Source organism: Corallococcus sp. AB011P, from assembly GCF_003611605.1.
Taxonomy (GTDB): domain Bacteria; phylum Myxococcota; class Myxococcia; order Myxococcales; family Myxococcaceae; genus Corallococcus; species Corallococcus coralloides.
Window position 1 is genome coordinate 506232 of record NZ_RAVX01000003.1, and the last position, 22259, is coordinate 528490.

At 67.2% G+C, this 22259-nt stretch carries 29 protein-coding genes and 1 riboswitch; of the genes, 16 read left to right on the forward strand and 13 right to left on the reverse strand.

Features of this window, described 5'->3' with window-relative positions; translation table 11 throughout:
* Nucleotides 1–41: 41 nt before the first annotated feature.
* On the reverse strand, nt 42–809 hold the full coding sequence (locus D7X30_RS11810; protein ID WP_120562988.1) for a polysaccharide lyase: 768 nt from the start codon (nt 807–809) through the stop codon (nt 42–44).
* A gap of 89 nt (nt 810–898) precedes the next feature.
* Here D7X30_RS11810 and D7X30_RS11815 point away from each other — a divergent pair, with 89 nt between their 5' ends.
* Nucleotides 899–1201, forward strand: coding sequence for a hypothetical protein (locus D7X30_RS11815; RefSeq protein WP_199724247.1), 303 nt, complete (start codon nt 899–901; stop codon nt 1199–1201).
* A 111-nt stretch (nt 1202–1312) separates the two neighbouring features.
* Here D7X30_RS11815 and D7X30_RS11820 read toward each other — a convergent pair whose 3' ends face one another.
* On the reverse strand, nt 1313–1684 hold the full coding sequence (locus D7X30_RS11820) for a DUSAM domain-containing protein (protein ID WP_120562989.1): 372 nt from the start codon (nt 1682–1684) through the stop codon (nt 1313–1315).
* 573 nt (nt 1685–2257) lie between these two features.
* Nucleotides 2258–2329, forward strand: a riboswitch (guanidine-III (ykkC-III) riboswitch).
* A gap of 17 nt (nt 2330–2346) precedes the next feature.
* Here D7X30_RS11820 and sugE point away from each other — a divergent pair.
* From sugE to D7X30_RS11835, 3 genes are all read left to right on the forward strand, one after another.
* Nucleotides 2347–2676, forward strand: a complete 330-nt coding sequence (gene sugE / locus D7X30_RS11825) for a quaternary ammonium compound efflux SMR transporter SugE (RefSeq protein ID WP_120562990.1) — start codon at nt 2347–2349, stop codon at nt 2674–2676.
* Nucleotides 2677–2781: 105 nt separating this feature from the next.
* Nucleotides 2782–3543 (forward strand): glutathione S-transferase, encoded by a 762-nt coding sequence (locus D7X30_RS11830; protein ID WP_120562991.1) that lies wholly within the window; start codon nt 2782–2784, stop codon nt 3541–3543.
* A 115-nt stretch (nt 3544–3658) separates the two neighbouring features.
* Nucleotides 3659–5623: a helix-turn-helix domain-containing protein gene (locus tag D7X30_RS11835; protein ID WP_158619246.1), complete on the forward strand. Its 1965-nt coding sequence runs from the start codon at nt 3659–3661 to the stop codon at nt 5621–5623.
* On the opposite strand, the gene tmk is transcribed toward D7X30_RS11835, so the two are convergent.
* The 4 genes from tmk to D7X30_RS11855 form a co-directional block, all read right to left on the reverse strand.
* Nucleotides 5559–6347, reverse strand: coding sequence for a dTMP kinase (gene tmk / locus D7X30_RS11840; protein ID WP_158619247.1), 789 nt, complete (start codon nt 6345–6347; stop codon nt 5559–5561). The genes D7X30_RS11835 and tmk overlap by 65 nt on opposite strands.
* 129 nt (nt 6348–6476) lie before the next feature.
* On the reverse strand, nt 6477–6773 hold the full coding sequence (locus D7X30_RS11845; RefSeq protein WP_120562994.1) for a Carotenogenesis protein CarS: 297 nt from the start codon (nt 6771–6773) through the stop codon (nt 6477–6479).
* Nucleotides 6770–7429 (reverse strand): NrsF family protein, encoded by a 660-nt coding sequence (locus D7X30_RS11850; RefSeq protein ID WP_120562995.1) that lies wholly within the window; start codon nt 7427–7429, stop codon nt 6770–6772. The genes D7X30_RS11845 and D7X30_RS11850 overlap by 4 nt, the downstream gene beginning before the upstream one ends.
* Nucleotides 7426–7968, reverse strand: a complete 543-nt coding sequence (locus D7X30_RS11855) for an RNA polymerase sigma factor (protein ID WP_120562996.1) — start codon at nt 7966–7968, stop codon at nt 7426–7428. Before D7X30_RS11855 ends, D7X30_RS11850 begins: the two co-directional genes overlap by 4 nt.
* Before the next feature lie 188 nt (nt 7969–8156).
* On the opposite strand from D7X30_RS11855, the gene D7X30_RS11860 reads away from it, so the two are divergent.
* Both D7X30_RS11860 and D7X30_RS11865 read left to right on the forward strand, forming a co-directional pair.
* Nucleotides 8157–8693: a DUF2378 family protein gene (locus D7X30_RS11860; RefSeq protein WP_120562997.1), complete on the forward strand. Its 537-nt coding sequence runs from the start codon at nt 8157–8159 to the stop codon at nt 8691–8693.
* 75 nt (nt 8694–8768) lie between these two features.
* Entirely contained in the window at nt 8769–9257 is a 489-nt protein-coding gene (locus tag D7X30_RS11865; protein ID WP_014396686.1) for a peptidylprolyl isomerase, read from the forward strand.
* Here D7X30_RS11865 and D7X30_RS11870 read toward each other — a convergent pair.
* The 6 genes from D7X30_RS11870 to D7X30_RS11895 form a co-directional block, all read right to left on the reverse strand.
* Complete coding sequence (locus tag D7X30_RS11870) at nt 9251–10525, reverse strand: DEAD/DEAH box helicase (RefSeq protein ID WP_120562998.1); 1275 nt, start codon at nt 10523–10525, stop codon at nt 9251–9253. The genes D7X30_RS11865 and D7X30_RS11870 overlap by 7 nt on opposite strands.
* A gap of 96 nt (nt 10526–10621) precedes the next feature.
* Nucleotides 10622–11476: an S-formylglutathione hydrolase gene (fghA, locus tag D7X30_RS11875; RefSeq protein ID WP_120562999.1), complete on the reverse strand. Its 855-nt coding sequence runs from the start codon at nt 11474–11476 to the stop codon at nt 10622–10624.
* Nucleotides 11473–12585: an S-(hydroxymethyl)glutathione dehydrogenase/class III alcohol dehydrogenase gene (locus D7X30_RS11880; RefSeq protein ID WP_014396689.1), complete on the reverse strand. Its 1113-nt coding sequence runs from the start codon at nt 12583–12585 to the stop codon at nt 11473–11475. The genes fghA and D7X30_RS11880 overlap by 4 nt, the downstream gene beginning before the upstream one ends.
* A 100-nt stretch (nt 12586–12685) precedes the next feature.
* The gene (locus D7X30_RS11885) at nt 12686–13426 is read right to left on the reverse strand and encodes a response regulator transcription factor (RefSeq protein ID WP_120563000.1); all 741 of its coding nucleotides are present in this window, start codon (nt 13424–13426) and stop codon (nt 12686–12688) included.
* A 20-nt stretch (nt 13427–13446) separates the two neighbouring features.
* A complete protein-coding gene (locus D7X30_RS11890) occupies nt 13447–14730 on the reverse strand; it encodes a sensor histidine kinase (RefSeq protein WP_120563001.1) in 1284 nt (427 codons plus the stop codon).
* Between the two features lie 92 nt (nt 14731–14822).
* The gene (locus D7X30_RS11895; protein WP_120563002.1) at nt 14823–15242 is read right to left on the reverse strand and encodes a hypothetical protein; all 420 of its coding nucleotides are present in this window, start codon (nt 15240–15242) and stop codon (nt 14823–14825) included.
* A 123-nt stretch (nt 15243–15365) separates the two neighbouring features.
* Here D7X30_RS11895 and D7X30_RS11900 point away from each other — a divergent pair, with 123 nt between their 5' ends.
* From D7X30_RS11900 to D7X30_RS11940, 9 genes are all read left to right on the forward strand, one after another.
* Nucleotides 15366–16142, forward strand: a complete 777-nt coding sequence (locus tag D7X30_RS11900) for a HesA/MoeB/ThiF family protein (protein WP_120563003.1) — start codon at nt 15366–15368, stop codon at nt 16140–16142.
* Nucleotides 16130–16369 (forward strand): sulfurtransferase TusA family protein, encoded by a 240-nt coding sequence (locus tag D7X30_RS11905; protein ID WP_120563004.1) that lies wholly within the window; start codon nt 16130–16132, stop codon nt 16367–16369. The genes D7X30_RS11900 and D7X30_RS11905 overlap by 13 nt, the downstream gene beginning before the upstream one ends.
* Before the next feature lie 4 nt (nt 16370–16373).
* On the forward strand, nt 16374–16646 hold the full coding sequence (locus D7X30_RS11910) for a ubiquitin-like small modifier protein 1 (RefSeq protein WP_120563005.1): 273 nt from the start codon (nt 16374–16376) through the stop codon (nt 16644–16646).
* 10 nt (nt 16647–16656) lie between these two features.
* Entirely contained in the window at nt 16657–17289 is a 633-nt protein-coding gene (locus D7X30_RS11915) for a ThiF family adenylyltransferase (protein ID WP_120563006.1), read from the forward strand.
* Nucleotides 17253–17741: a Mov34/MPN/PAD-1 family protein gene (locus tag D7X30_RS11920; RefSeq protein WP_120563007.1), complete on the forward strand. Its 489-nt coding sequence runs from the start codon at nt 17253–17255 to the stop codon at nt 17739–17741. The genes D7X30_RS11915 and D7X30_RS11920 overlap by 37 nt, the downstream gene beginning before the upstream one ends.
* A 157-nt stretch (nt 17742–17898) precedes the next feature.
* Nucleotides 17899–18669 carry an adenylyl-sulfate kinase gene (gene cysC, locus D7X30_RS11925; protein ID WP_120563008.1) on the forward strand — a complete coding sequence of 257 codons (771 nt, stop codon included), beginning with the start codon at nt 17899–17901 and terminating at the stop codon, nt 18667–18669.
* An 89-nt stretch (nt 18670–18758) separates the two neighbouring features.
* A complete protein-coding gene (gene larE / locus D7X30_RS11930) occupies nt 18759–19661 on the forward strand; it encodes an ATP-dependent sacrificial sulfur transferase LarE (RefSeq protein WP_120563009.1) in 903 nt (300 codons plus the stop codon).
* The gene (locus tag D7X30_RS11935) at nt 19658–20197 is read left to right on the forward strand and encodes a hypothetical protein (RefSeq protein WP_233591524.1); all 540 of its coding nucleotides are present in this window, start codon (nt 19658–19660) and stop codon (nt 20195–20197) included. The genes larE and D7X30_RS11935 overlap by 4 nt, the downstream gene beginning before the upstream one ends.
* Nucleotides 20198–20260: 63 nt before the next feature.
* Nucleotides 20261–20425, forward strand: a complete 165-nt coding sequence (locus D7X30_RS11940; protein ID WP_120563010.1) for a ribbon-helix-helix domain-containing protein — start codon at nt 20261–20263, stop codon at nt 20423–20425.
* 9 nt (nt 20426–20434) lie between these two features.
* On the opposite strand, the gene D7X30_RS11945 is transcribed toward D7X30_RS11940, so the two are convergent.
* Complete coding sequence (locus D7X30_RS11945) at nt 20435–21295, reverse strand: tRNA pseudouridine(38-40) synthase TruA (protein ID WP_120563011.1); 861 nt, start codon at nt 21293–21295, stop codon at nt 20435–20437.
* Between the two features lie 43 nt (nt 21296–21338).
* Between D7X30_RS11945 and D7X30_RS11950 the strand changes: the two genes are divergently transcribed.
* The gene (locus tag D7X30_RS11950) at nt 21339–22256 is read left to right on the forward strand and encodes an AgmX/PglI C-terminal domain-containing protein (RefSeq protein ID WP_120563012.1); all 918 of its coding nucleotides are present in this window, start codon (nt 21339–21341) and stop codon (nt 22254–22256) included.
* Nucleotides 22257–22259 lie beyond the last annotated feature (3 nt).

The window sequence follows — 22259 nt, forward strand, 5'->3', positions numbered from 1 at the left end:
GGCGGCGCGGCGGGGGGAGGACCTCGCCGCGCCCACCGGGACTACCACTGCGCAGGGTCGGCGTCGGCGAACGTCGTGCCGGCGGCGATTTCGTCAATCCAGATGCTGCGGGTGCCTTGGGTGCCCTGCATGTACCCGCTGTCGTGCCAGCCATTGGCGTAGAGGCCGACGCGGAACTGGAGGTAGCGGTCATCCGCGACGGTGGTGGCCAGGTTGAACTGCTCCAGGACCTTCACGCCGTCGAACCACAGCTTGATGAAGCCGGTGTTGTCGCTGGCCCACTTCACCTGCATGACGACCTTGTGCCACTCGCCGGCGGTGACGGTGGCCAGGTTGCGGAAGGTGGTGGTCTTCTGGTCGCAGACGGTGCCGTACTTCACGCGGGTCGTGAGCTGGTTGCCGGACAGCCACACCATGGTGGTGGGCATGTGGCCATCGCAGCCCGTGTCGGAGAAGTTCGCGATGAACTGGGCGATGTTGAAGGACTGAGGCTGGAACTGCCAGTCCTGCTGCAGCCGGAACATGAAGCCATAGAAGCCCGTGTCGCCCCGGCGGTACACGTTGTGCTTCACGACCTCCGAGTGGTAGCGCTCGGTGTAGTTCGGGTCGTAGACCTGCGTGGCCTTGATGGCGGTGGAGCCCTCGTAGACGACGTTGGTCACTTCCTTCAGCGAACCGTTGTGCTCCACGTTGAGCGAGTTCCAGCCCGTGAGTGTTCCGGTGTTGCGGAAGATCTCCGCCGCCTGCGCGCTCAGCCCCAGGGCGAACAGCGACACGCCAGCGACGACGGCGAAATGCTTGGACTGCATTGGAAAAGCCTCCACTGAAAATTTACGACTTTGTTGCTATTCCTAGTTTTCCAAGCTTAGCAGGTTCGTGCCTCGTTTGTCTTGTTGGAGTGAAGCCTCCCTTCCAGAACGCGCCGCAGCGGCACAACGCGTTCATCCAGGTGCCGGAGATCGACGCCATCATCGAGTTCGCGAAGGTGCACTACCGGGTGGATCCGAAGCGCATCTACCTGACGGGCATCTCGGCGGGATCGTTCCAGACGTGGGCGTACGCGGCGCAGCACTACGCCAAGCTGGCGGCGGTGCTGCTGCTCACGCTCTATCCCGGCGTGGGGCACGACTCCTGGGGCCGCACGTACGACGGCTCGGCGGGCCATGACGTCTACGCGTGGCTCTTGAGCCACAGCCTCTGATTCCCTTCAGTCCGGTCCGCGAACGAAGTTCAATGGCGTTCCATGAGCTTCGTTCGCGGGATCCGGCGATGACGGATCGGAGTAGGACCGCCGGGCGCGGCTCCATGGTCGTCACGGGTCCTCGTTCATGCCGTCAAGCTGCTCCGTCGCAAGGTCGCGGTAGAAGGGTACGACCTCGACGGCGAGCACATCGCGCATTTCCTGTCGCGCGCCGTCCCAATCTCCCTGACGCTGGAGCTTCCACATCCGGTGCAGTGCGTCTGTCAGGCGATTGGACCCGTCGGTGATGCGACGGGCGCACTCGCGCAGGAGCGCAAGGGCTCCGGCGTCCGTCTGGAGCGCTGATGCGGCGTCGGAAACGGCCACTTCGGCGGCGGTCTGAAGCAGGAGCGCGCGCACGTCATCACTCAGGGTCAGCGGTGCATTCTCGCGAAGGACATGCCGTGCAAGGTCGAGGAGCGGACTCCAGTCGGGTGGGTTCATTCGGTCCTCATCGCTTCGGCTTCGCGGGGCGGCATGGATTGAAGGGCCATACGTGTTGGCCTTCGCACCGTCGCAAACAGTCGGTGCAAGGACCGGAGAACAGGCCGTCCGCGCAGGCGTTCCAGTTTCGCATGCACCTGTTCTTCCACGCGGGTAGGCGCGGGTCGTCAACGTAATCGTTCACATCCGCGTCGGAGTTGCTGTGCGTGCTTGTGGCGCCGACGCCCGCGGCCAGGATGGCGGAGGCTTCAGCGGCGGTGAGGCCGCATGCCTCCGGCAGACCGGGGTGTCGCTGGATGCAGTCCGTCTCGGTGTCCATGGCGATGGTGGCGCATCCCAGGCTCAATGCCGTGAGGATGGGGGCGAAGTGGCGCCACCGAGGGGCCTTCGACGGAGTCATGGTGCGCGGACCCTACAGTGCGGCGCCGATGCGTCCACCCGCCTGAAGGCTGTGTCGCGGCGCGGGGCACGCCTCCTGCCGGGTGTCAGACCGGTCCCCGACGAAGAAGCCTGAGCCACCGCCCCAAGTGGGTGGCGGAAGCCTTCCTTCCCGGTTAGCTTCCGCGTCGCGTGCGGAGGCCCCAGGGTGGGGCTTCCGAGCCCGGACGAGGTGCGCCGTACCCGGTCACGACAAGACGACGCCTTAACGGGAGTCGTGCGTCATGTCGTCGTCGTGGATCCTCCTAATCATCGCCGGCCTGCTCGAAGTCTGCTGGACGCTGGGCCTCAAGTACACGCAGGGCTTCACCCGGCCGCTGCCCAGCGTGCTCACGGTGGGGGCCATCATCGCGAGCATGGGCCTCCTGGGCCTCGCGGTGAAGCATCTGCCCATCGGCACGGCCTACGCGGTCTGGGTGGGCATCGGCGCGGCCGGTGCCGCCATCGCGGGCATGGTTCTCTTTCATGAGCCCGCCACGCCCTCGCGCCTGTTCTTCCTGGGACTGATGATCGTCGCCATCATCGGACTGAAGTTCACCAGCGGAACGCACTGACCGCGCGACCGTGGGGGAGTGAACCCTCCTCGCGGATGGGGTTCCGGAAGGCGCATCCCGCGAGCACAGGATGCGCGCCGGTTCCCATCACGCGAGGTGACGGCGATGAGCGACGCGAAGTTCGAGCTGTACTACTGGCCCGGCATTCCCGGCCGGGGCGAGTTCGTGCGGCTGGTGCTGGAGGAAGCGGGCGCGGACTGGGTGGACGTAGGCCTCCTGCCCGAAGCCCAGGGCGGCGGCGCCAAGGCCGTCTCCGCCATGATCGGCAAAGGCCCCGTGCCCGCGTACGCGCCGCCCGTGCTCAAGGTGGGCGACGTCGTCTTCTCCCAGGCGCCCAACATCTGCTCGTACCTGGGTGAACACTTCGGTCTGGTGCCCGCGGACGAAGGCTCGCGTCTCCACGCCCGCCAATTCCAGCTCACCGTCGCGGATGCCGTGGCGGAGGCACATGACTCGCACCACCCGCTCGCCGTGATGAAGTACTACGACGAGCAGAAGGACGCCGCGAAGCAGCGCGCCGAGGACTTCCGCACCCAGCGCATCCCGAAGTTCCTGGGCTACTTCGAGCGCGTGCTTGAGGCCAACACGCAGGGGGGCGGGAAGTTCCTCCTGGGTCGCGACTTCTCCTATCCGGAGCTGGCGCTGTACCAGCTGGTGGAAGGCCTGCAGTATGCCTTTCCCAATGCCATGCGCCGCATCGCCTCGGAGGTCCCTGGCGTGATGGCCCTCCGCCAGCGCATCGCGGAGCGCCCCCGCATCGCCGCGTACAAGAAGTCCTCTCTCGCGCAGCTCTTCAACAAGCAGGGCATTTTCCGGCACTACCCGGAGCTGGACGATAGCGAGCAATCAGAGGCGGGTCGCGTCTGACTCATATGGCCAGATTGCTTGCGGCTAGGTGCGCTAAATCTTTCCTTTGAGTATCATGGGGAAGACACAATCGCATCTTGGCTACATCACAGCTTGCTGGGGGTATACAAGGTTTATGAGTGCATCGCTTGAGCTTCTGTCGGACTTGTTCAAGTCTGCTCGTGAAGCTAGGGGGCTTTCGCAGGAAGAGTTGGCGAAAAGTGTAAATCCCAGCACTAATCGATCTGCCATTGCGCACCTTGAGCAGGGACTGAGAGTTCCACCGGCAGAAGTGTTGGCGGCAACCTGTACATTCCTGCAGCTTCCCAAAAAGTACTGGGAACCACTCGGAAGCCCAGATGTCCAGCAGAGATTGTATTTTGAGCGGGTGGTTTCCGAATTGGTAGGCCGCGCTGTTTCGCTAGACGGTCACGATGGCACTGTTGTTGACTCGGCGGAAGAGCAGATTGGCTTGTTGTTTGATGTGCTTGCTACCGAAGCTCAGGCTTATGATCGGTTGAATTCCGTACTGGCTTATTATGGCGTGCGGAAATTGTCGCACGCATTTTTTAAGCGATACCTCGGACCCAAGAGCCTGGGATCTCCTCGAGCGTTTGAGGAAGCAGTGCGCTCGTTCCAGTCTGATGCGATTCGACTGTTTAGTACGTTTGATGCCGCGTTCGAAGTGATGAACTCGGATGAGAGATTGGAGTTGGTCTTGCGGCCGCTTCAGCCGTATTCTGATGATGTTTATCGGGAGCGGACGGAGTGGGATGAGATTTCGCCTATCGAGGACGAGCGGTTGCCTGACCTTGGATATATTTCAGTCGGTCGGGTGAAGCAGGAGGCGAATGATCGGCAGGCCGTTTCGAAGTTCCTGAAAGACTTGGCGGCGGATATTCGTGCTAACGGGAAAGCTGCGGTTGGCAGCGTTGGCGAGAAAAAGCGGCGAAAATATGATTCACTACTTCGTTCGTTCGGCAGTAAATTGCCGCACGGGCTGTTGTCGCCATTGTTTGCGCCTGACGCCGATCAGTTGGAGCGAGAGGCGGAGGCGCTAGCACCAAAAGAGCAGGGAGACCTTGCTCGGATTGAAGCGACGCAAAGAACAGCGCAGCGCAACTTGGCGAAGTACCTTGCGGCCGATCATCTGGATGTCTATGTGGCCACCTCAATGCGCACAGATGCGGATTTTGTGTCTGTGAATAGTTTTGTGAAGTCCTTGTTCAGGCATGAGGAGGTTCGCCCGCTGAAGTTGCGCTATTTCAATCCAACTCAGTCGTGGATCGAAGATCGGGTAGCGAAAGGCTTGGTCGAGGCTTTGATGCTTCGACGTGCCTCAATTACGGTCTATATGGCCCAGAAGGAAGATACTTTCGGAAAAGACTCGGAAGCATCCGTTGCGTTGGGGCAGGGGAAGCCAGTGGTTGTTTTTGTCCCCAAATTGCTGGCGACCGAATTGGGCGTGGATAGTGAGACGTTGTGGCTTGGTTCGCGCCAGGGCTTGCAGGAGGTTGTGTCGAAAGAGGGGGCTGAGGATGAGCGAGATCCGGATGAGACGCTTGATACTCAGGCTCTATTCTCGAGGGTGCTAGAGATTCGTCTGGGAAACGCAGCCGGAGGCGACTTGAGTGATGTTGCAAAGCGCCACTGGGCTGACTTTGATCTCTACGGCGAAGCGTCGCGCATACAAGACGAAGAGTTGCGCGGAGTCTATCGTAGTTGGCTCGATAGCGTCGTGAAGAAGGGCGAGAGAACCCCTCTTCCTGATGAGTTGCGAGCAGATTTCATCCGCATTCTTGTTGCTACAACAGTCAACTTCGAGAAGCGCGCCAGGATTTTTCGAGAAGTTCATCCACTGGCGCTGCAGGTAATTCTGAGCACAGGAGTGCTCAATGGCATTCTCGTTGTTCGTTCTGTTGAGTCATGCGCGCGGATTGTTGGCCAGCTTGTGAGGAACGACCTGAAGCTTGAGCTTAAGTTCGATGACTACAACTACAGGCTGATTGAACAGTTGACTGGCTCAACCATTCGAGTCATTTCGCGCCACCACCTGATCGGACACGCTTTCGATCGGCATTACCGCGGCGTGGATTTGTAGGCGCTTTGTCTCGTAGATGTGATTTCTTTTCTGTGGTGGACTGGCTTGCTTTCCATAGGGCAAGCCAGACATTTCCAGTGGTTGGCTGGTCGGATTGGCCGAGGCTTGGTTGTGTGGAAAGCGGGCCAGCATGAAGTAGTTCCAAAAGGCCGTGAGTAATGTCGGCTGCTGAGAGGTGGCCGTCTACGCGTAGAAGATAGGGGCGCTCAATCTTTTTGAAGACCTCTGCTACTGCTCTTAGGCTGGATTCTGCTTCAAACAGATTCTCTTTATCTCCTCGTTGGCGGATTCGCCGTACGCCGATGGAAGGATCTACCTCAAGCAGGATTAGAAGATGCGGCGGCGGGGCAAATGTCTCATTTTGCTGGAGGATCGCTTCTGGGTCGAGTCCGCGAGCTCCTTGGTAAGCTGCTGTGGAAAAATAATATCGATCAACAATCACAATCTTTCCTGCGGCGAGCGCTGGATTGATTAGAGTGTCTACGTGTTCGCGCCGGTCCTCGATGAAATATTTCAGTTCTTCTTCGGGCGAAAGTCGTCCAGTTTGGGCTGACGCACGTAGCATTTTCCCCCAACGCCCGTCCGTCGGTTCTTTTGTGCGAACAACATCCCATCCCGCCTCACTAAGGCGGTCATGGAGCTGCGCGGCCTGGGTTGTCTTGCCAGCGCCATCAATGCCTTCGAGGACGATCAGAAGGCCCGTCTTCAATCGGAGCTTGTTCACGAGGGGCATCCTGGCAAGAAGCAGCCCCGTGTCAAAACCTCCGGAAGCACGGTTCATAATTTGGCAGCGCGGGCAGTGTGAGTGGAGTCCACTGTATGCAGAGCTGTGGACATTGGGCATCTTCCGGCACTACCCGGAGCTGGACGACCCGAACGCGACGAAGTGACCCTGGGGCACCTCGACGATCTCCCGGGCGAAGAACAAGTCCTCGCCCAGACCGGCCACGCGCACCTGGATGAGCGGGTCGCCTGGGTACTGCATGGCCGGATCGTCGAACACCAGCGCCACGACGACGCCCACGCGGCCCAGGAAGCGCTCCGACACGGAGTCCTCCGCTTCGGTGCGGACGATCATCACCGCCGCGCCCATGCGCACCGGCGCGCCGTCCACGTCTTCCGTCAAGATGAGCGAGGGGTCGTGCTTCATGGTGCGTAGGTCCGGGGTTTGAGTCGTTTCGACAGCGCCCAGGTCGCGAGCGTCAACAGCGCCCATGCCCCCAGGTGATAGATGGCCACGTGGCCGGGGCCCTGCTCACACGCCAGCTCGCCCACGACCGCGCCCACCGTCCCCACCGCCAGCCCCGCCACCGCCGCGCGCAGCGGGTCGAACACCGCTGACCGCAACGCCACCAGCGCCACCACCAGGGGCACCAGCGCCAGCGCCACGTGGCTCAACGTGCACACCCACTCGGGGAGGGTGGAAGGGCCCCGCGGGGTGGCGCGCGTCAGCACCAGCAGCGCGGAGCTCATCAGCGCCATGCCCACGCCCACCCAGCGCAGCCTGCGCCCGCGCGGAGACAGCGCCCCCCAGGAGCACACCGCGCCCGTGGACAGCAGCATCACCAGCATGGGCGCTCGGCCCAGCAGCATCGAGCCCGTGGTGCGCCCCAGCGCCAGGAGCACGCCCATCACCGCGAGCGCCAGGCCCGCGGACGCCGCGAACAGCCCCACCGCCTGCGAACGCCACCCTCGCACCGGCCGCTTCAGGGCCAGCTCCGCGCGTGATGCCGCCAGCGCTCGCTCCATCGCCTTCGGGTCCAGGCGGGGCGGGGTGGACCGCCATGGGTCGGTCGGAGGGCTCATGACACGTCCTCCAGTCCACCCAGCAGCTCACGCAGCTTCTCGTAGCCCCGGTGCGCCCGGAGCCGGGCCGCGCCCGCGCGGATGCCTCGCATCTCGGCGATCTCCTCGAAGGACCAGCCCTCCATCTTGCTCAGCACCACCGCCTCGCGCTGCTCCACGGGCAGTTGCTGGAGTGCGTCCTCGATGCGCCGGCGCATGGCCGGGTCTCCGTCCGGCGCGGGCACCGACGTGGGCCCGTCCTGCGGCGCGTGCGCGTGCGCGTCCACGTGCTGCTGATGCCGCAGCGCGTCCCGGGCCGCGTTCGCCGCGATGGTGAGCAGCCAGGGGGTGAAGCGGGTGCCGGGCTCGTAGCGGCCCCGGGCTCGGATGACGGACAGGAAGGTCGTCTGCATGAGGTCCTCCGCCAGCGGCCCGTCCCTCACCATGCGGGCGAGGAAGCCGTGCACACGCCCGGCATGCCGGGCGAACAGCGCCTCGAACGCCGGCTCGTCTCCCTGGCGGAACTGGTCCATGAGCACTTCGTCCGTGACGCCTTCCATCGCCTGGCTCACGGACGGCCCTGCCCGGAAATCGTTTCCAAGGGCGGTCGATTGCCTCCCTGGATGCTCCAAAGCCTTGAAACGACAAGCGTTGGACGTGACATCGCCGGAGGGCTCGCTTCCAGGACCCGAAAGGGTAGTGTCGCGCGCCTTACCGGTTTCAACGCGTTTCCCCAATTCGAGCGTCCATGTCCCCGGCCGAGGTCGTCATCCAGTCCACGCTGTTCGAGTCGCTGCTGCGCTGCGTGCGGTTGGACAGCGGATTGCGCGAGCGAATGGCGGCGGCTGGCTATGACCCGGACCGGCCCAGGGCCAGCTATCCGGCGTCGGTGTTCCTGCGCTGCCAGAACCTGGTGCTGCAGGCCGCGTACGCGGGCCGGCCGCGCGAGGAGGCCCTGCGGCAGATGGGCCGGGACCTGGTGCGTGGCTACTTCGAGACGCTGGTGGGCAAGGTGGTGAACGTGGCCCTGAAGGTCGCGGGCCCGGACCGCGCGATGAAGCGGGTGGCGCTGAGCTTCCGCTCCGTGATGGAGCCGGTGGAGATCACCTCCACGGAGCTGGGCCCGAAGGACTGGCGGGTGACCTTCCAGGGCTATCCCTTCCCGGCGGAGGCCGCGGCGGGGTGCTGCGAGGAGGCCCTGCGCCAGGCCGGAGCCGCCAACCCCAGCGCTGTCCTGGAGTCCGATGACGGGCACGGGCGCTTCGAGCTGCACATGCGCTGGTAGGACGTCCCTGTGCACGCCGTAACGGTGATCATCATCCTTCCACCGCGACATGACTGAATGCGCTATGAGGGCCCCATGAAAATCGGCAAGGACAGTGTTGTCGCCATTGACTACAAGCTGCACCTCGGCGACGGGAAGATCGTGGACGAGAGCGAGGCGGGCGAGCCGCTCGTCTACCTGCACGGCTACGAGGAGATCGTCCCCGGCCTGGAGAAGGCGCTGGAGGGCAAGTCCGCGGGCGAGTCGCTGAAGACGGTCGTCTCCGCGGCGGACGGCTACGGCGACTATGATCCGGAAGGCGTCGAGGAAGTTCCCCGCACGGAGTTCCCCGAGGACCTGGAGATCAAGGCCGGCGGCATCCTGAGCGCCACGGATCCGGAGGGCGACGAGGTCGACTTCCTGGTCAAGGAAGTGCGCAAGGACACGGTGCTGGTGGACTTCAACCACCCGTTCGCCGGCAAGGAGCTGCACTTCGAGGTCAGCATCAAGGAAGTGCGCGCCGCCACGCCCGAGGAACTCGAGCACGGCCACGCGCACGGCCCTGACGACGACCACGATCACTGACCGCTGGGGCCCTTCGGCCGGCCCTTGCCGTGCGTCCGGGCATGCCGCCCGGGCGCCGCGCCTTCGGGCCGCTTGGAGCGCCCATGGTCGGCCTGGGGCGGCCCCGGGTCGCGCTGCTTCGCCGCGAACGCCTCCATCTCCCGCTTGAAGATGGGATCCCTCCGGGGAACCTCCGTGCGGGGAAGCTCCTGGCGGATGATGCGCTCGATGTCCTGGAGCGTGCGCCGCTCCACCTCCAGCGCGAACAACGACGCCCGGCCACTGGCCGCCGCGCGAGCGGTGCGGCCGATGCGGTGCACGTAGTCCTCCGGTCCGTGCGGCACGTCCAGGCTGATGACGTGGCCAATGTCATCCACGTCCAGGCCGCGCGCCGCCAGGTCGGTGGCCACGAGGCAGCGGTACTGCCCGCGGCGGAAGCCCTCCAATGCCTGACGCCGCTGGGCCTGCGTGCGGCCCGCGTGCAGGGCGGCGGACTTGTGGCCCGCGGCGGCGAGCAATTCCTTCATCTTGTCCGCGCGCTGCTGGGTGCGCACGAACACGAGCGCGCTGGCCTGGTCCTGTGAGAGCAGCGTGAGGAGCAGGGGCCACTTCTCCTCGGGCTTCACGATGTAGAGGTGCTGTTCGGCGCGAGGCGCGGGCGTGCCGCTGGGCGTCACCTCCACGCGCACGGGCCTGTGCAGGGCGCGCTGTCCGAAGCGCGTCACGTCCGCGCCCAGGGTGGCGGAGAACAGCATCGTCTGGCGCTCGCGGGGCAGCGCGTGGAGGATCTGGTTGATCTGCGGCAGGAAGCCCATGTCGAGCATCCGGTCCGCTTCATCCAGCACCAGGGTCTGGATGCGCGACAGGTTCACGGCCTTCACGCCCAGCAGGTCCACGAGCCGGCCCGGTGTGGCCACGATGAGGGTGGGACGTGAATTCAGCGCATCCACCTGCGCGTTCATGTCCTCGCCGCCGACGATGAGGACGGGCATGACGCCCAGGGGCTCACCGAAGAAGCGGGCCTGCTCCTCCACCTGCTGCGCCAGCTCGCGCGTGGGGGTGAGGATGAGGCCGCGCGTGCCCTTCTCGCCCGCGAAGCGCTCGATCATGGGGAGCAGGTAGGCGGCCGTCTTGCCGGTACCGGTGGCCGCGCAGCCGATGACGTCGCGGCCGGACAACGCGGGCGGGATGGCCTGCGCCTGGATGGGCGTGGGGGTACCGAAGCGGGCACGCTTCACGGCGCCCAGCGTTTCGGGGGACAGGCCCAGGGACTTGAAGGAAGCAGTCATGCCCCACGCCTCCCACGTCCGGGCCGGAGAGGGAAGGGGGATTGAGGGGGAGGGCACCCCGGGCCGTGTAAGCCCGGGGCGCGCCAGGGGCTGTTTTCAGCCCGCGTTCAGCGCCGCGCCGTGGTGGCGCAGGTGGTCTTCCATGAACGTGGAGACGAAGTAGTAGCCGTGGTCGTACCCCTCCTGCATGCGCAGGGTGAGGGGCTGGCCCGCCGCCTCGCAGGCTTCCTTGAGGAAGTGCGGGTGCAGCTGGTCCGGCAGGAACTTGTCCTTCGTCCCCTGGTCCACGAGCAGCGCCGGCACGCGCCGGCCGGCCTTCAAGAGCTCCGTGGCGTCGTACTCGCGCCACGTCGCCTCATCCGGCCCCAGGTAGCCGCCAAAGGCCTTCTTGCCCCAGGGGCTGCGGATGGGAGCGCCAATGGGAGCGAACGCGGACACGGACTTGTACCGGCCCGGGTTCCGGAGCGCCGTCACCAGCGCGCCGTGCCCGCCCATCGAGTGCCCGAAGATGCCCTCGCGGTCCATGCGCGCGGGGAAGTGCGCACCGATGATGCCGGGCAGCTCCTGCGTGATGTACGTGCCCATGCGGTAGCGCGCCTTCCACGGCTCCTGGGTGGCGTCCAGGTAGAAGCCCGCGCCGGTGCCGAAGTCCCAGTCCGCGTCCTCGCCCGGGATGCCCGCGCCGCGAGGACTGGTGTCCGGCGCCACGAGCATCAGCCCCAGCTCCGCCGCCACGCGCTGCGCGCCGCCCTTGGTGACGAAGGTCTCCTCCGTGCAGGTGAGGCCCGCCAGGTAGTACAGCACGGGCACCTTGCCGTGCTTCGCCTGGGGTGGGGTGAAGACGCTGAAGCGCATCTCCCCGCCGCAGGCCTCGGACGGGTGCTTCCAGAAGGACTGGGTCCCTCCGAAGCACGCGTGCTCGCTGACGAGCGTGGGAGTCACGGCGCTCATCCGTACTTCACCACGCTGCGGATGGACTTGCCCTCGTGCATCAGGTCGAAGCCGTGGTTGATCTCCTCCAGCTTCAGCGTGTGGGTGATCAGCGGGTCGACCTGGATCTTCCCGTCCATGTACCAGTCCACGATCTTCGGCACGTCCGTGCGGCCACGGGCGCCGCCGAACGCGCTGCCCTTCCACACGCGGCCGGTGACGAGCTGGAACGGGCGGGTGCTGATCTCCTGCCCCGCGCCCGCCACGCCGATGATGATGCTCTCACCCCAGCCGCGGTGGCAGCACTCCAGTGCCTGGCGCATCGTCTTCACGTTGCCGATGCACTCGAAGCTGTAGTCCGCGCCGCCGCCGGTGAGGTTCACCAGGTAGGGGACGAGGTCGCCTTCCACTTCCTTCGGGTTCACGAAGTGCGTCATCCCGAACTTCTCCGCGATCTCCTTGCGAGCGGGGTTCAGGTCCACGCCGACGATCATGTCCGCGCCCACCATGCGCGCGGCCTGCACGACGTTCAGGCCGATGCCGCCCAGGCCGAAGACGACGACCTTCGCGCCGGCCTCCACCTTCGCGGTGTAGACGACCGCGCCCACGCCCGTGGTGACGCCGCAGCCGATGTAGCAGACCTTGTCGAAGGGGGCGTCCTCGCGGATCTTCGCCACGGCGATCTCCGGCAGCACCGTGAAGTTCGCGAACGTGGAGCAGCCCATGTAGTGGTGGATGGCCTGCTTGCCCAGGCGGAAGCGGCTGGTGCCGTCCGGCATCAGGCCCTTGCCCTGCGTGGCGCGGATGGCCGTGCACAGGTTCGTCTTCTGGGACAGGCACGACTTACAGCCGCGGCACTCCGGCGTGTAGAGCGGGATGACGTGGTCGCCCTTCTTCACGCTGGTGACGCCGGGGCCCACGTCCACGACGATGCCCGCGCCCTCGTGGCCGAAGATGGCGGGGAACAGACCTTCCGGGTCCGCGCCGGAGCGGGTGAACTCGTCGGTGTGGCACAGGCCGGTGGCCTTCAGCTCGATCAGCACCTCGCCCGCCTTGGGGCCTTCCAGGTGCACGGTTTCGATGCTCAGGGGCTTGCCGGCCTCGAAGGCGACGGCGGCGCGGACGTCCATGGTGGGGCTCCTGTCAGTGGGGAACGAAGACTCCCCACCATAGAGGCCACGCACCGCGTCGTCCGTGAAAAGAAGCGGCCCGACCCATGAGGGCCCGCAACTAGACGGAGATGAGGCCCTTGCGGATGCCCTCGGTGACGGCCTCCACCCGGTTCGTCACTTCGAGTTTCCGGTAGATGTGCTCCAGGTGCGTGCGGATGGTCGCCTTGGAGAGCGACAGCAGCCGGGCCGCCTCGCTGTTGGACACGCCCTTGGCGATGAGCTGGAGGATCTCCCGCTCGCGATCCGACAGCGGCTTGAGCAGCGGCTCCTGCGCGGACGCCGGAGCAGCGGGCTCCGCGGCGGACGGCGCCACGGCCAGCGGCTCCGTGGGCACGGGCGCGGTGTCCGGCTCCACGCGGAAGTGGCGCAACAGCCGGCGCGCCAGGTTCGGCTGGATGACCGTGCCGCCCGCGCGCACCTCCTTGATGGCCTCGACAATCTTGTCCACCGTGGCGCCCTTGAGCAGGTAGCCGGACGCGCCCGCCTTCACGGCTTCGAGGACTTTGTCCTCCTCGTCGAAGATGGTGAAGATCAGGATCTCCACCTTCGGGAAGCGCGCCTTCACCTCGCGGGTGACGTCGATGCCGCTCATGCGCGGCAGCCCCAGGTCCAGCAGCAGCACGTCCGGCTGCTCGCGCTCCACCTCCACCAACGCGGCCTCGCCTGACAGCGCGGTGCCCACGATGTCGATGTCCGGGTGGCCTTCGAAGAGGCGCAGCTGGTTCTTCAATATCTTGGTCTGGTCCTCCACGACGAACACGCGGATGGGGAGGGCGGCGGCATTGGAGGTCGGGTCCACGGTGCGGGCTCCGGTGCGTGTCAGGCGGAAAGACAGGGAAGGGAGAAGGCCACCTGGGCCCCGGCGCCGGGCGCCGAGTCCACCACGATGGAACCCCCGAGCTTCATGGCCCGCTCACGCATGTTGAGCAGGCCGTAGTGTCCGCGCGGCGTGCGGCCCGGGTCAAAGCCCTTGCCGTTGTCGCGGACCACCAGGTGCACGCCCTCCGCGCTGAAGTCCAGGCGCACCTGGACCTCCTTCGCCTCGGCGTGCTTCGCGGCGTTGGACAGACACTCCTGGAGGATGCGGAACAGCGCCAGCTGCGCGTCCGGGGGCAGCTTGCGCGTCAGGCCCGTGCGCTCGAAGCGGATGGCCTGCCCGGTGCGGTCGCGGAACGTCTTGACGTAGTCCTCCAGGCCCTGCGCCAGCTCGAAGTCGTCGCGCATCATCCGCAGGTTGCGGCGCAGCTCCTCAATCGACTCCTCCGCGGTGGCCTTCATCTCGCGGATCTCCGTGCGCAGCCCGTCCTCGCGCGCGAGGTTCAGGATGTACTCCGCCTGGATAATCATCGAGGACAGGGACGCGCCCAGGCCGTCGTGAATCTCACGCGCCAGCCGGTTGCGCTCCTCCACCACCGCCAGCTCCTTCAGGTCGCCCTGCAGGGACACCACCTCGCGGTGCGCGGTGGCCTCGCGCTCGTTCAGGTACACGAGCACGTAGACGATGATGAAGTTGAGCCCCAGGTACCAGAGCAGCGTGAGCAGCTCCACCGCCGTCACGGAGCGGTTGAGCAGCAGGTCCAGGCGCGTGGTGATGGGCAGCGCCAAAAGCGGCGGCAGGATGGCCAGCGGCTTGGGGAAGAGGATGGCGAAGAGCGTGGTGAAGAGCAGCTGCGTCGCCAGCAGCGGGCTTTGAAGGCCGCCGCCCACCTGCGGCCGGGCGATGAGCACCACGGTGATCAGCAGGTCGAAGCACAGCGACAGGTACGTCACCCACCGGCCCGCCTTCGGGTGGTCGATGACGAGCAGGTTCGCGACGCTGTAGAGGAGCATCGCGAAGTAGCCCAGGAAGGAGATGGGCCCGTTGAAGCCGAAGTAGCCGCTCCACGCGGGCACCGCGAGGATGAGCAGGCCCAACGTGAGGAACATCATCCGCGCGTAGAACAGCGCGCGGGCCCGGGCGACGAAGCGGTCCTGCTCCCAGGAGGCCGCCGCCTGCTCCGCGGACACGTTGTCCGTGAGGTTGCGGCGCTCCAGCACGGCGCGGACGCGGGCCTTCAGGTCATGGGCCGGGTGGTCGTCGCCGGGTCGGGGGTCGCTGTCCATTCGAGCGGCAGCTTACGGGACCTTCCCGGGGAGCGGAATTCCCGGCAAGCCGCCAGGAGAGCGTCCTGGCGGGTGCGGAAGGGGGAAACGCGCTACTTGGCGGCGCCTTCGTCCACGCACGCCTTCTTGGCCTCGGGCTGGCGGGCGAGGACGAAGTCCAGGCGGTCGGTGCTCTGCCCCGTGCGCTCGTCGAACAGGGGCGAGCCGCCCGCGTACATGGTGCCCTTCTGGCTGCCGTACTTGTCCAGGTTGTGGGCCTTGAGCCAGCCGTCCACGCAGGCCTCCAGGGCCAGGCGGTCGGTGGCGCCCGAGTCGTAGGTCACGGCGCTCGCGTCCTTCGTGCCGGCCTCGGCGGTGGCCTCCGGGGGAGCGGCCTCGTGGCCCGACTGGAGCTCCTCCTTGACGGTGCCGGTCTGCGTGGCCGCGTCAGGGCTCTCTCCGGTGTTCTTGTGGCAGCCGACAGCCAGGGACAGCAGGGTGGAAAACACGAGCGCGCCGGTCAGGTTTTTCATATGTCCTGGCAGGTGAGGGCCGCTTGTGACGGCGGCGGGTAGGGAAGGCTTCGGGAGCGTCCTGAAGTCAGGACGTGGAGTCGCCGCACCATATTCGTTCGTTCCTCGCGGAGCACCAGCCCCATGCACGGTTCCCCGGATACCGACCATCACGCGCGCATCCCCCACGCCACCCGCATCGAGCGCGCGCGGGTGCTGGTGGTGGGAGCAGGCGGCCTGGGCTGTCCGGCGTCGCTCGCGTTGGCGCAGGGCGGTGTGGGCCACCTGACGTTGGTGGATCCGGACCGGGTGGACGTGACGAACCTGCCCCGGCAGCTCTGGCACCGCACCCAGGACGTGGGCCGCTTCAAGGCGGAGTCCGCCGCCGCCGGCCTCCTGCGCGCCTTCCCCGGCTTGAGCGTGGAGGCCCTGCCGGAGCGGCTGGACGCGGGCAACGCCGAAGCGCTCTTCCGCGAGCACGACCTGGTGGTGGACGCCACCGACGGCGTCGCGACCAAGTTCTTCCTGTCGGACGTGGCGGTGCTCACCGGCGTGCCGCTCGTGTACGGCGGCGTGCTGCGCATGCACGGCCAGGCCCTGCGAATCGACCCCGGCGGCCCGTGCCTGCGCTGCCTCTATGAGGACGTGCCGCCTCCGGACGCGGTGCCCACCTGCGCGCAGGCGGGCGTGCTGGGCGCGATGGCGGGGCTCATCGGCGCGGTGCAGGCGCTGCTGGCGCTAGAACTGCTGGCGGGCGCGGCCACGGGCCCTCGCGGTCAGGCCACGCTGCACGTGCTCGACGGCGAGACGCTGGAGGGGCGCACCGTGAAGGTGACGCGCGCGCCCGACTGCCCGGGGTGCGCCATCCAGACGCTGCCCCCGTTCCCTTCGTCCCAGGAGGACACCGCATGCCCGACGTGACGGCGACGTTGGACATCACCCGCGAGGTGTGTCCGATGACCTACGTGCGCACCAAGCTGAAGCTGGAGTCGCTGCCCCCGGACACGCTGCTGGAGGTGCTGCTCAAGGGCGACGAGCCCCTGAAGAACGTGCCCCGCAGCGCCAAGGACGAGGGCCACGACGTGGTGTCCCTGGAGCCACGCGGGGACGGCACGCACCGGTTGATCATCCGCAAGCGGGGGACATGAGCCAATGGCCACGATTCGCATTCCGACACCCATGAGGACGCTGACGGGCAACAAGTCCGAGGTCCAGGCCACCGGCGCCACCGTGGGCGACGTGCTGCGCGACCTGGACGCGCGCTATCCCGGCATGGGCGCGCGCCTCTTCGACGACAAGGGCGCCGTGCGCCGGTACGTGAACGTCTTCCTCAACGACGAGGACGTGCGCGCGCTCAAGGCCCTGGACACACCCGTGAAGGACGCGGACCGGATCACCCTCATCCCCGCCATGGCGGGGGGCTGAAGGGGCCGTCATGGCGCTGCGCGAGGATCAGATTCTCCGCTACTCCCGGCAGATCCTCCTGAGGGACGTGGGCGGACGCGGGCAGGAGGCCCTGCTGGCGGGCGGCGCGCGCGTGGACGGGCTGGGCGCGTCCGGCCTCACGGCCACGGCGTACCTGGCGGGCGGCGGCACCCCGGTGACGGGCGTGGGCTCGCTGACCATGGGGCCCTGGTCACCGGGGTTTCTCGCGTCCGCGCACGACGTGGGCCAGCCCGTGGCGGAGGTGCTGGCGCGCGTGGTGCCGGAGGTGAACCCGGACGCGGTGGGCACGCCCGGCGGCGGGCTGCTCGCGGAGCTTCCGGCGGCCTGGAGCGGAGAGGCCCCCTGGGTCGCGCTGGGCGGCGACGGCGCGCGCGGCGCGGTGGTGTTCCGGGGCGCGGACGGGTGCGTCTGGTGCTTCGGCGAGACGGTGCGCCACCTGGGCACGCCGCCGGACGGAGCCATGGGCGTCGCCCTGGGCGCCCTGGGCGCGCTCGTGTTCCAGCGGCTGCGGCTGGGTCTGGGCCCGTCGCTGGGCGGCCGGTGGTTGAGCGCTCCGGGAGCGATGACGGACCTGGAGCTCCGCCGGTGCTCGCGCTGCGCGGCGGCGGAAGCGAAGCCCTGAGCCAGCACGCCCCGCCGGAAGTCCTCGCCCGGATGATCCGCCACCTGGAAGGTGCATGGCCCCAGGAAGGCTGCGGCGTGATCCTCCGGAGCGGGGCGGGGGAGGGTGACTCCTGGCGGGTCATCCCCCTGCCCAACGCCTCTCCCACGCCACACGTCGCCTACGCCTTCGCGCCAGAGGCGTGGCTCCAGGTGTGCCTGGACGCGGACGCGCGACAGGAGGCGGTGGCCTGCGTCTTCCACTCGCACGTGGACGCGCCCGCGGTGTTCTCCGCGGAAGACCGCCGCCAGGCCGCTCCCTCGGGAATCCCACTGCTGCCCCAGGTGTCCTACGTCGTGGTCGCCATACGCGGAGGCCGTGCCGCCTCCGCCTCCCGGTCTGTTTGGAGTGCAGGGGATTTTCAGACTGTTCCGCTTGCATTGGCGGATTTCAGGTTTGAAAAACCCGTGTAAGGGCGGGAACTTGCCCTGCAGCCGACCCCACCTACGGAAAGGTGGGTCCGAATTGTCAAGTCACTGGGTTTTCGTCTATAAAGCGGCGGTCTATTGGATCTGCCGCGTCCCACGCCGCGTGCAAGAAGCGCTCCGGACGCAGGGAGTTAGAACCCTTATGGCCACCAACAACGGATTCACCCTCTGGCTCACCGGCATGTCCGGAACTGGGAAGACCACGACGGCCGCCTACATCGCGGCCCGGCTCCGCCAGGTCGGACGTAACGTGGAGGTCCTCGACGAGGGCGAACTCCAGAACGACCTGTGGGCTGGCATCGGCGACACCAAGGACGAGCGCAACATGGTCGTGCGCCGCCTGGGCTTCGTCGCCGGCCTCATGGCCCGCAACGGCGTCGCGGTGCTCGTCCCCTGCGTGAGCCCCTACAAGTCGAGCCGCGAGGAGGTGCGCCGCTCGGTGGGCAAGTACGTGGAGGTCTACGTGGACTGCCCCACGGAGAAGCTCATCGAGCGCGACACCACCGGCAAGTACAAGAAGGCGCTCAACGGGGAGATCCCCAACTTCATCGGCATCACGGAGCCGTACGAGCCGCCCACCTCTCCCGAGGTGACCATCTACTCCGACTCGGAGTCGGTGGAGGACGGCGGGACGAAGATCTTCCAGGCCCTGCTGGACCTGGGTCTGATGTCCACGGACGAGCTGAAGACCATCACCGGCAAGAAGATGAAGGCCAACCCGCTGCCGTCGAAGAAGGCCCGCCGCGACGAAGAGGACCCACCGGTCCGTGTCGCCGCCGTGAAGGCCGCCAAGGCCCCCAAGGCGGACAAGGGTTCCAAGGGCGCCAAGGCGCGTCCGGCCACCCGCGCCGCCCGCGTGGGCAAGCCGGCCCCGGCCGCGAAGAAGAAGGCCGCCAAGGGCAAGGCCCGGTAGTCCCCACCGCCGTTCAGATTGTCGAAGGGCTCCAGGTTGCCCGCGCGATGCGCGTGCAATCCGGGGCCCTTCCGTTTTAGGAGTCCCCCATGCTGAGCCCCGAGCGGATTGAAGCCCTCTGTGAAGCGTCCCGCCCCAAGCTGGAGGCGATGCGCGACGCCCTGCGAGCCCACGGCAGCGCGCTGGTGGCGTTCTCCGGCGGCGTCGACTCCACCTTCGTCCTCGCCATCGCGGCGGAGGTGCTGGGCGAGCGCGCCCTGGCGCTCACCGCGCTGTCCGCCTCCGTCGCACCAGAGGAGGAGCGCGAGGCCCGCGAGCTGGCGGACCGCCTGGGCGCCCGGCACGTCGTCGTCTCCAGCAACGAGCTGGCGAACCCCAGCTACGCCGCCAACCCCACCAACCGCTGCTACTTCTGCAAGACGGAGCTGTACGACCTCTGCGAGGCGAAGCGCGCGGAGCTGGGGCTGTCCGTGGTGATGGACGGCTTCAACGCGGACGACTTCAAGGATCACCGGCCCGGCCACAAGGCCGCGAAGGAGCACCGGGTGGTGTCCCCCCTGGCGCAGGCCGGGCTCACCAAGGATGAGATCCGCGCGTGGAGCCGCAAGCTGGGGCTGCCCACCTGGGACAAGCCGCAGATGGCGTGCCTGGCGTCGCGCATCCCCTATGGCACCTCCGTGACGCGTGACCGGCTCCTGCAGATCGCCGCCGCGGAGTCGGAGCTGCGCGCGCTGGCCTTCAAGCAGTTCCGCGTGCGCTACCACCAGGACGTGGCGCGCATCGAGCTGGCCAGCGAGGAGTACCCGCGCTTCTTCGAGGCCGGCATCCGCGAGCGGATCAACGGCGCCTTCAAGTCCCTGGGCTTCAAGTTCGTGGCCCTGGATCTGGAGCCCTTCCGCTCCGGCCGCCTCAACGAGGCCGCCGGCATCGCCCCCGCGGCCGGGGCAGGGCAGGGGCACACCGAGGGCTTCAAGCTCCCGGTGGTGGGGTGAAGGGCCTCCCCTCGGGTTTCCTGATCGCGCTGGGCCTGGCGCTGGCCACCCCCGCCGCCGCCGTGGAGTACCTGGATGATGGGCCCTACGCCCGCCGGCGCTCGCTGATCCTCACGGTGGGGCCCGGGGCCACGTACTCCGAACGGATCAGCGGGGACTCCGCCGTGTCCGGGCTCGCCGGGCACCTGGACCTGGGGGCCGCGATCACCGTGGGCTACGAGGGGGACGAGGTGTTCCTCCTCGCGCGCGGCAGCACCGGCCGCCCGGGGGAGGAGCTGGCGCTGATCACCGGCTACCGCAGCGTCTTCGGATCCGAGTCGTGGCGGACCTTCTTCGACCTGGGCGTTTCCGTGCGTCCGATTTCTGGGCCGTGGCTGGGGCCTCGCATAGGGTTCGGCGCCAGACACACCCTCTCGGATCATTTCGCGCTGTACGGCGGGCTCGGCTTCACGTTCGGGTTCGGCTCCGGACTGCGCGCGGACACCGAGCTCTTCACCGGGTTGCAGTGGATCATCCCGGTGGGTTCAGCCTCGTAGGTTGTTTTCTTGAGGTTGTCCGACATTGTGAGAGGGTGTGTGCATCTGTCGGAGGTTGCGCACTTGGACATGAATCCCCGCCTCACCTCGGTCGTGTTTCGTCTCAACCGCGAGAAGTTGGATGCCCTGAAGGAGCTGTCGCGCTCCACGCGCATCCGTCAGAGCGAGTACCTCCGGGAGGCCATCTCGGATCTGCTGGCGAAGTACGAAGCGCGCTTCGTGGACTGAAGCGCCACGTCAGCCCGGCGGCGCTCCCGTGAAGGGTGGCGCGTCGGGCAGACCGGGCGGGTGGAGGCGCTCGCCGGGCCCGAAAGGGTCCACCGCGGAAGGATAGCGGACCTCCCACAACACCAGCCCATGCGCCGGGGCCTTGAAGCCGGCCAGGGCGGTCCCCGACTCCAGCGCCGCGTGCCACTGCTCCTCGGACAGGAGCCCCGCGGCCACCTTCAGCGCGCTGCCCACCAGGTACCGCACCTGGTAGCGCGCGAAGCCGTCTCCCGTCAGCCGCGCCTCGAAGAGCCCTCCGCCCAGCTCCCGCAGGGTGGCGGACTCAAGCGTGCGCGGCTTCTGGGGACTGGAGCGCTCATGGAACGCGGTGAAGTCCCGCGTGCCCACGGCGCGGGCGAGCAGTGCCTCCAGCTTCTCCGGCGTCACCCGGTGGCCTGCTTTGAGCGTTTCGTCCGCCGCCACGTCCAGCGCGTACGGCCTCCAGGTTTCCGGAGGCGGAGCACCCAGCGTCAGGTGGTAGCGGTACTCCTTGCCGCTCGCGCTCCACTGCGCATGGAAGGCGCCCGGCGGCCGCTTCGCGATGCACAGCCCCACGTCCGGGGAAAGGTGCGGCGACAGCCGTGCGGGCAGCGACTCCAGGGGCACGTCCTCATTGAGGCGCAGGCTGATGACCTGCATCCGCGCGTGCACGCCCCGGTCGGTGCGCCCGGACGGCATCACCGTGGCCGGTGAGCCTGCCTGCTCCAGGGCGTTTTCGAGCGCGTCCTGGACCGTGGGGCCTTCCACCTGGCGCTGGAAGCCGCGGAAGTTTCCACCGCGATACCAAGTCCACAGTACGGCGGGAATTCGTCTGAGAGAGGACCTGGCCACGGCGTTGCGGTGTCGACGGGAGAAACACGATACTCCCGCGCGAATGCTGGCCGCTCAAGAACTCGCGATCGACAGTGATGGGCAGTGGCTTTTCCGACAGGGCGACCTGGTGCTGGGGCCCATCACCGCGTCCCAGGTGGTGGAGAAGCTCTACACGGGGGAGTTGACCCCCGACAGCCCGGTGGCCCCGGCCGGTGAGCGGGAGTTCCGCAACCTCCGGGACACCGCCGCCTTCCAGGTGCACATCGCGCGCTTCGAGGCGCAGGGCCGCGTCGCCCAGACGATGCTCGTCGAACAGGCCCGCAACCAGAAGCGGGTGAAGGTGCTGGCCGGCGTCGCCGCGGGCGTGGCGCTCCTGTTGGGCGTCACCGGCTGGTACCTGGCGCGCAACGCCGCCGTGTACGGCCTGTTCGGCGCGACGGAGGAGGGCGACGGCATCACCATGGACCCGCCCACCATCCGCCTGGCCCAGGCGCGCGGGGACGACGAGGACCTCTTCGCCTATCCGACCAATGATCCGCGCCGCCCGGATCGCCCCGCGGGGCAGGGCAACGCCACCGGCAAGACAGCCGGAAGTGGCGCGGTGGCCACCGCCGCCGTCGCGGGCAACCGGCCGCCGCCCCGCACGGGCAGCGTCTCCACGGATCCGGACGGCCTGGAGATGGCCCAGCAGTTCGACCAGGGCGCCATCAACCGCGTCGTCGCGGGCAACCAGTCCAAGCTCTTCCGCTGCTTCAAGGAAGAGGCCGAGCGCACGCCTGGTCTGGCCGCGAAGATCCCCATGGAGTTCGTCATCGGGAACGACGGGCGCGTGAACAAGCTCTGGGTGGACAACCCCCAGTTCAAGCAGGGCCCACTCTTCGAGTGCTTGTTCGCGGAGCTGAAGAAGTGGCCCTTCAAGGCCTACGACGGCGAGCGCGCGACCGTGGGGCTTTCGTTCAACATCGGCAAGCGAGGGTAGGGC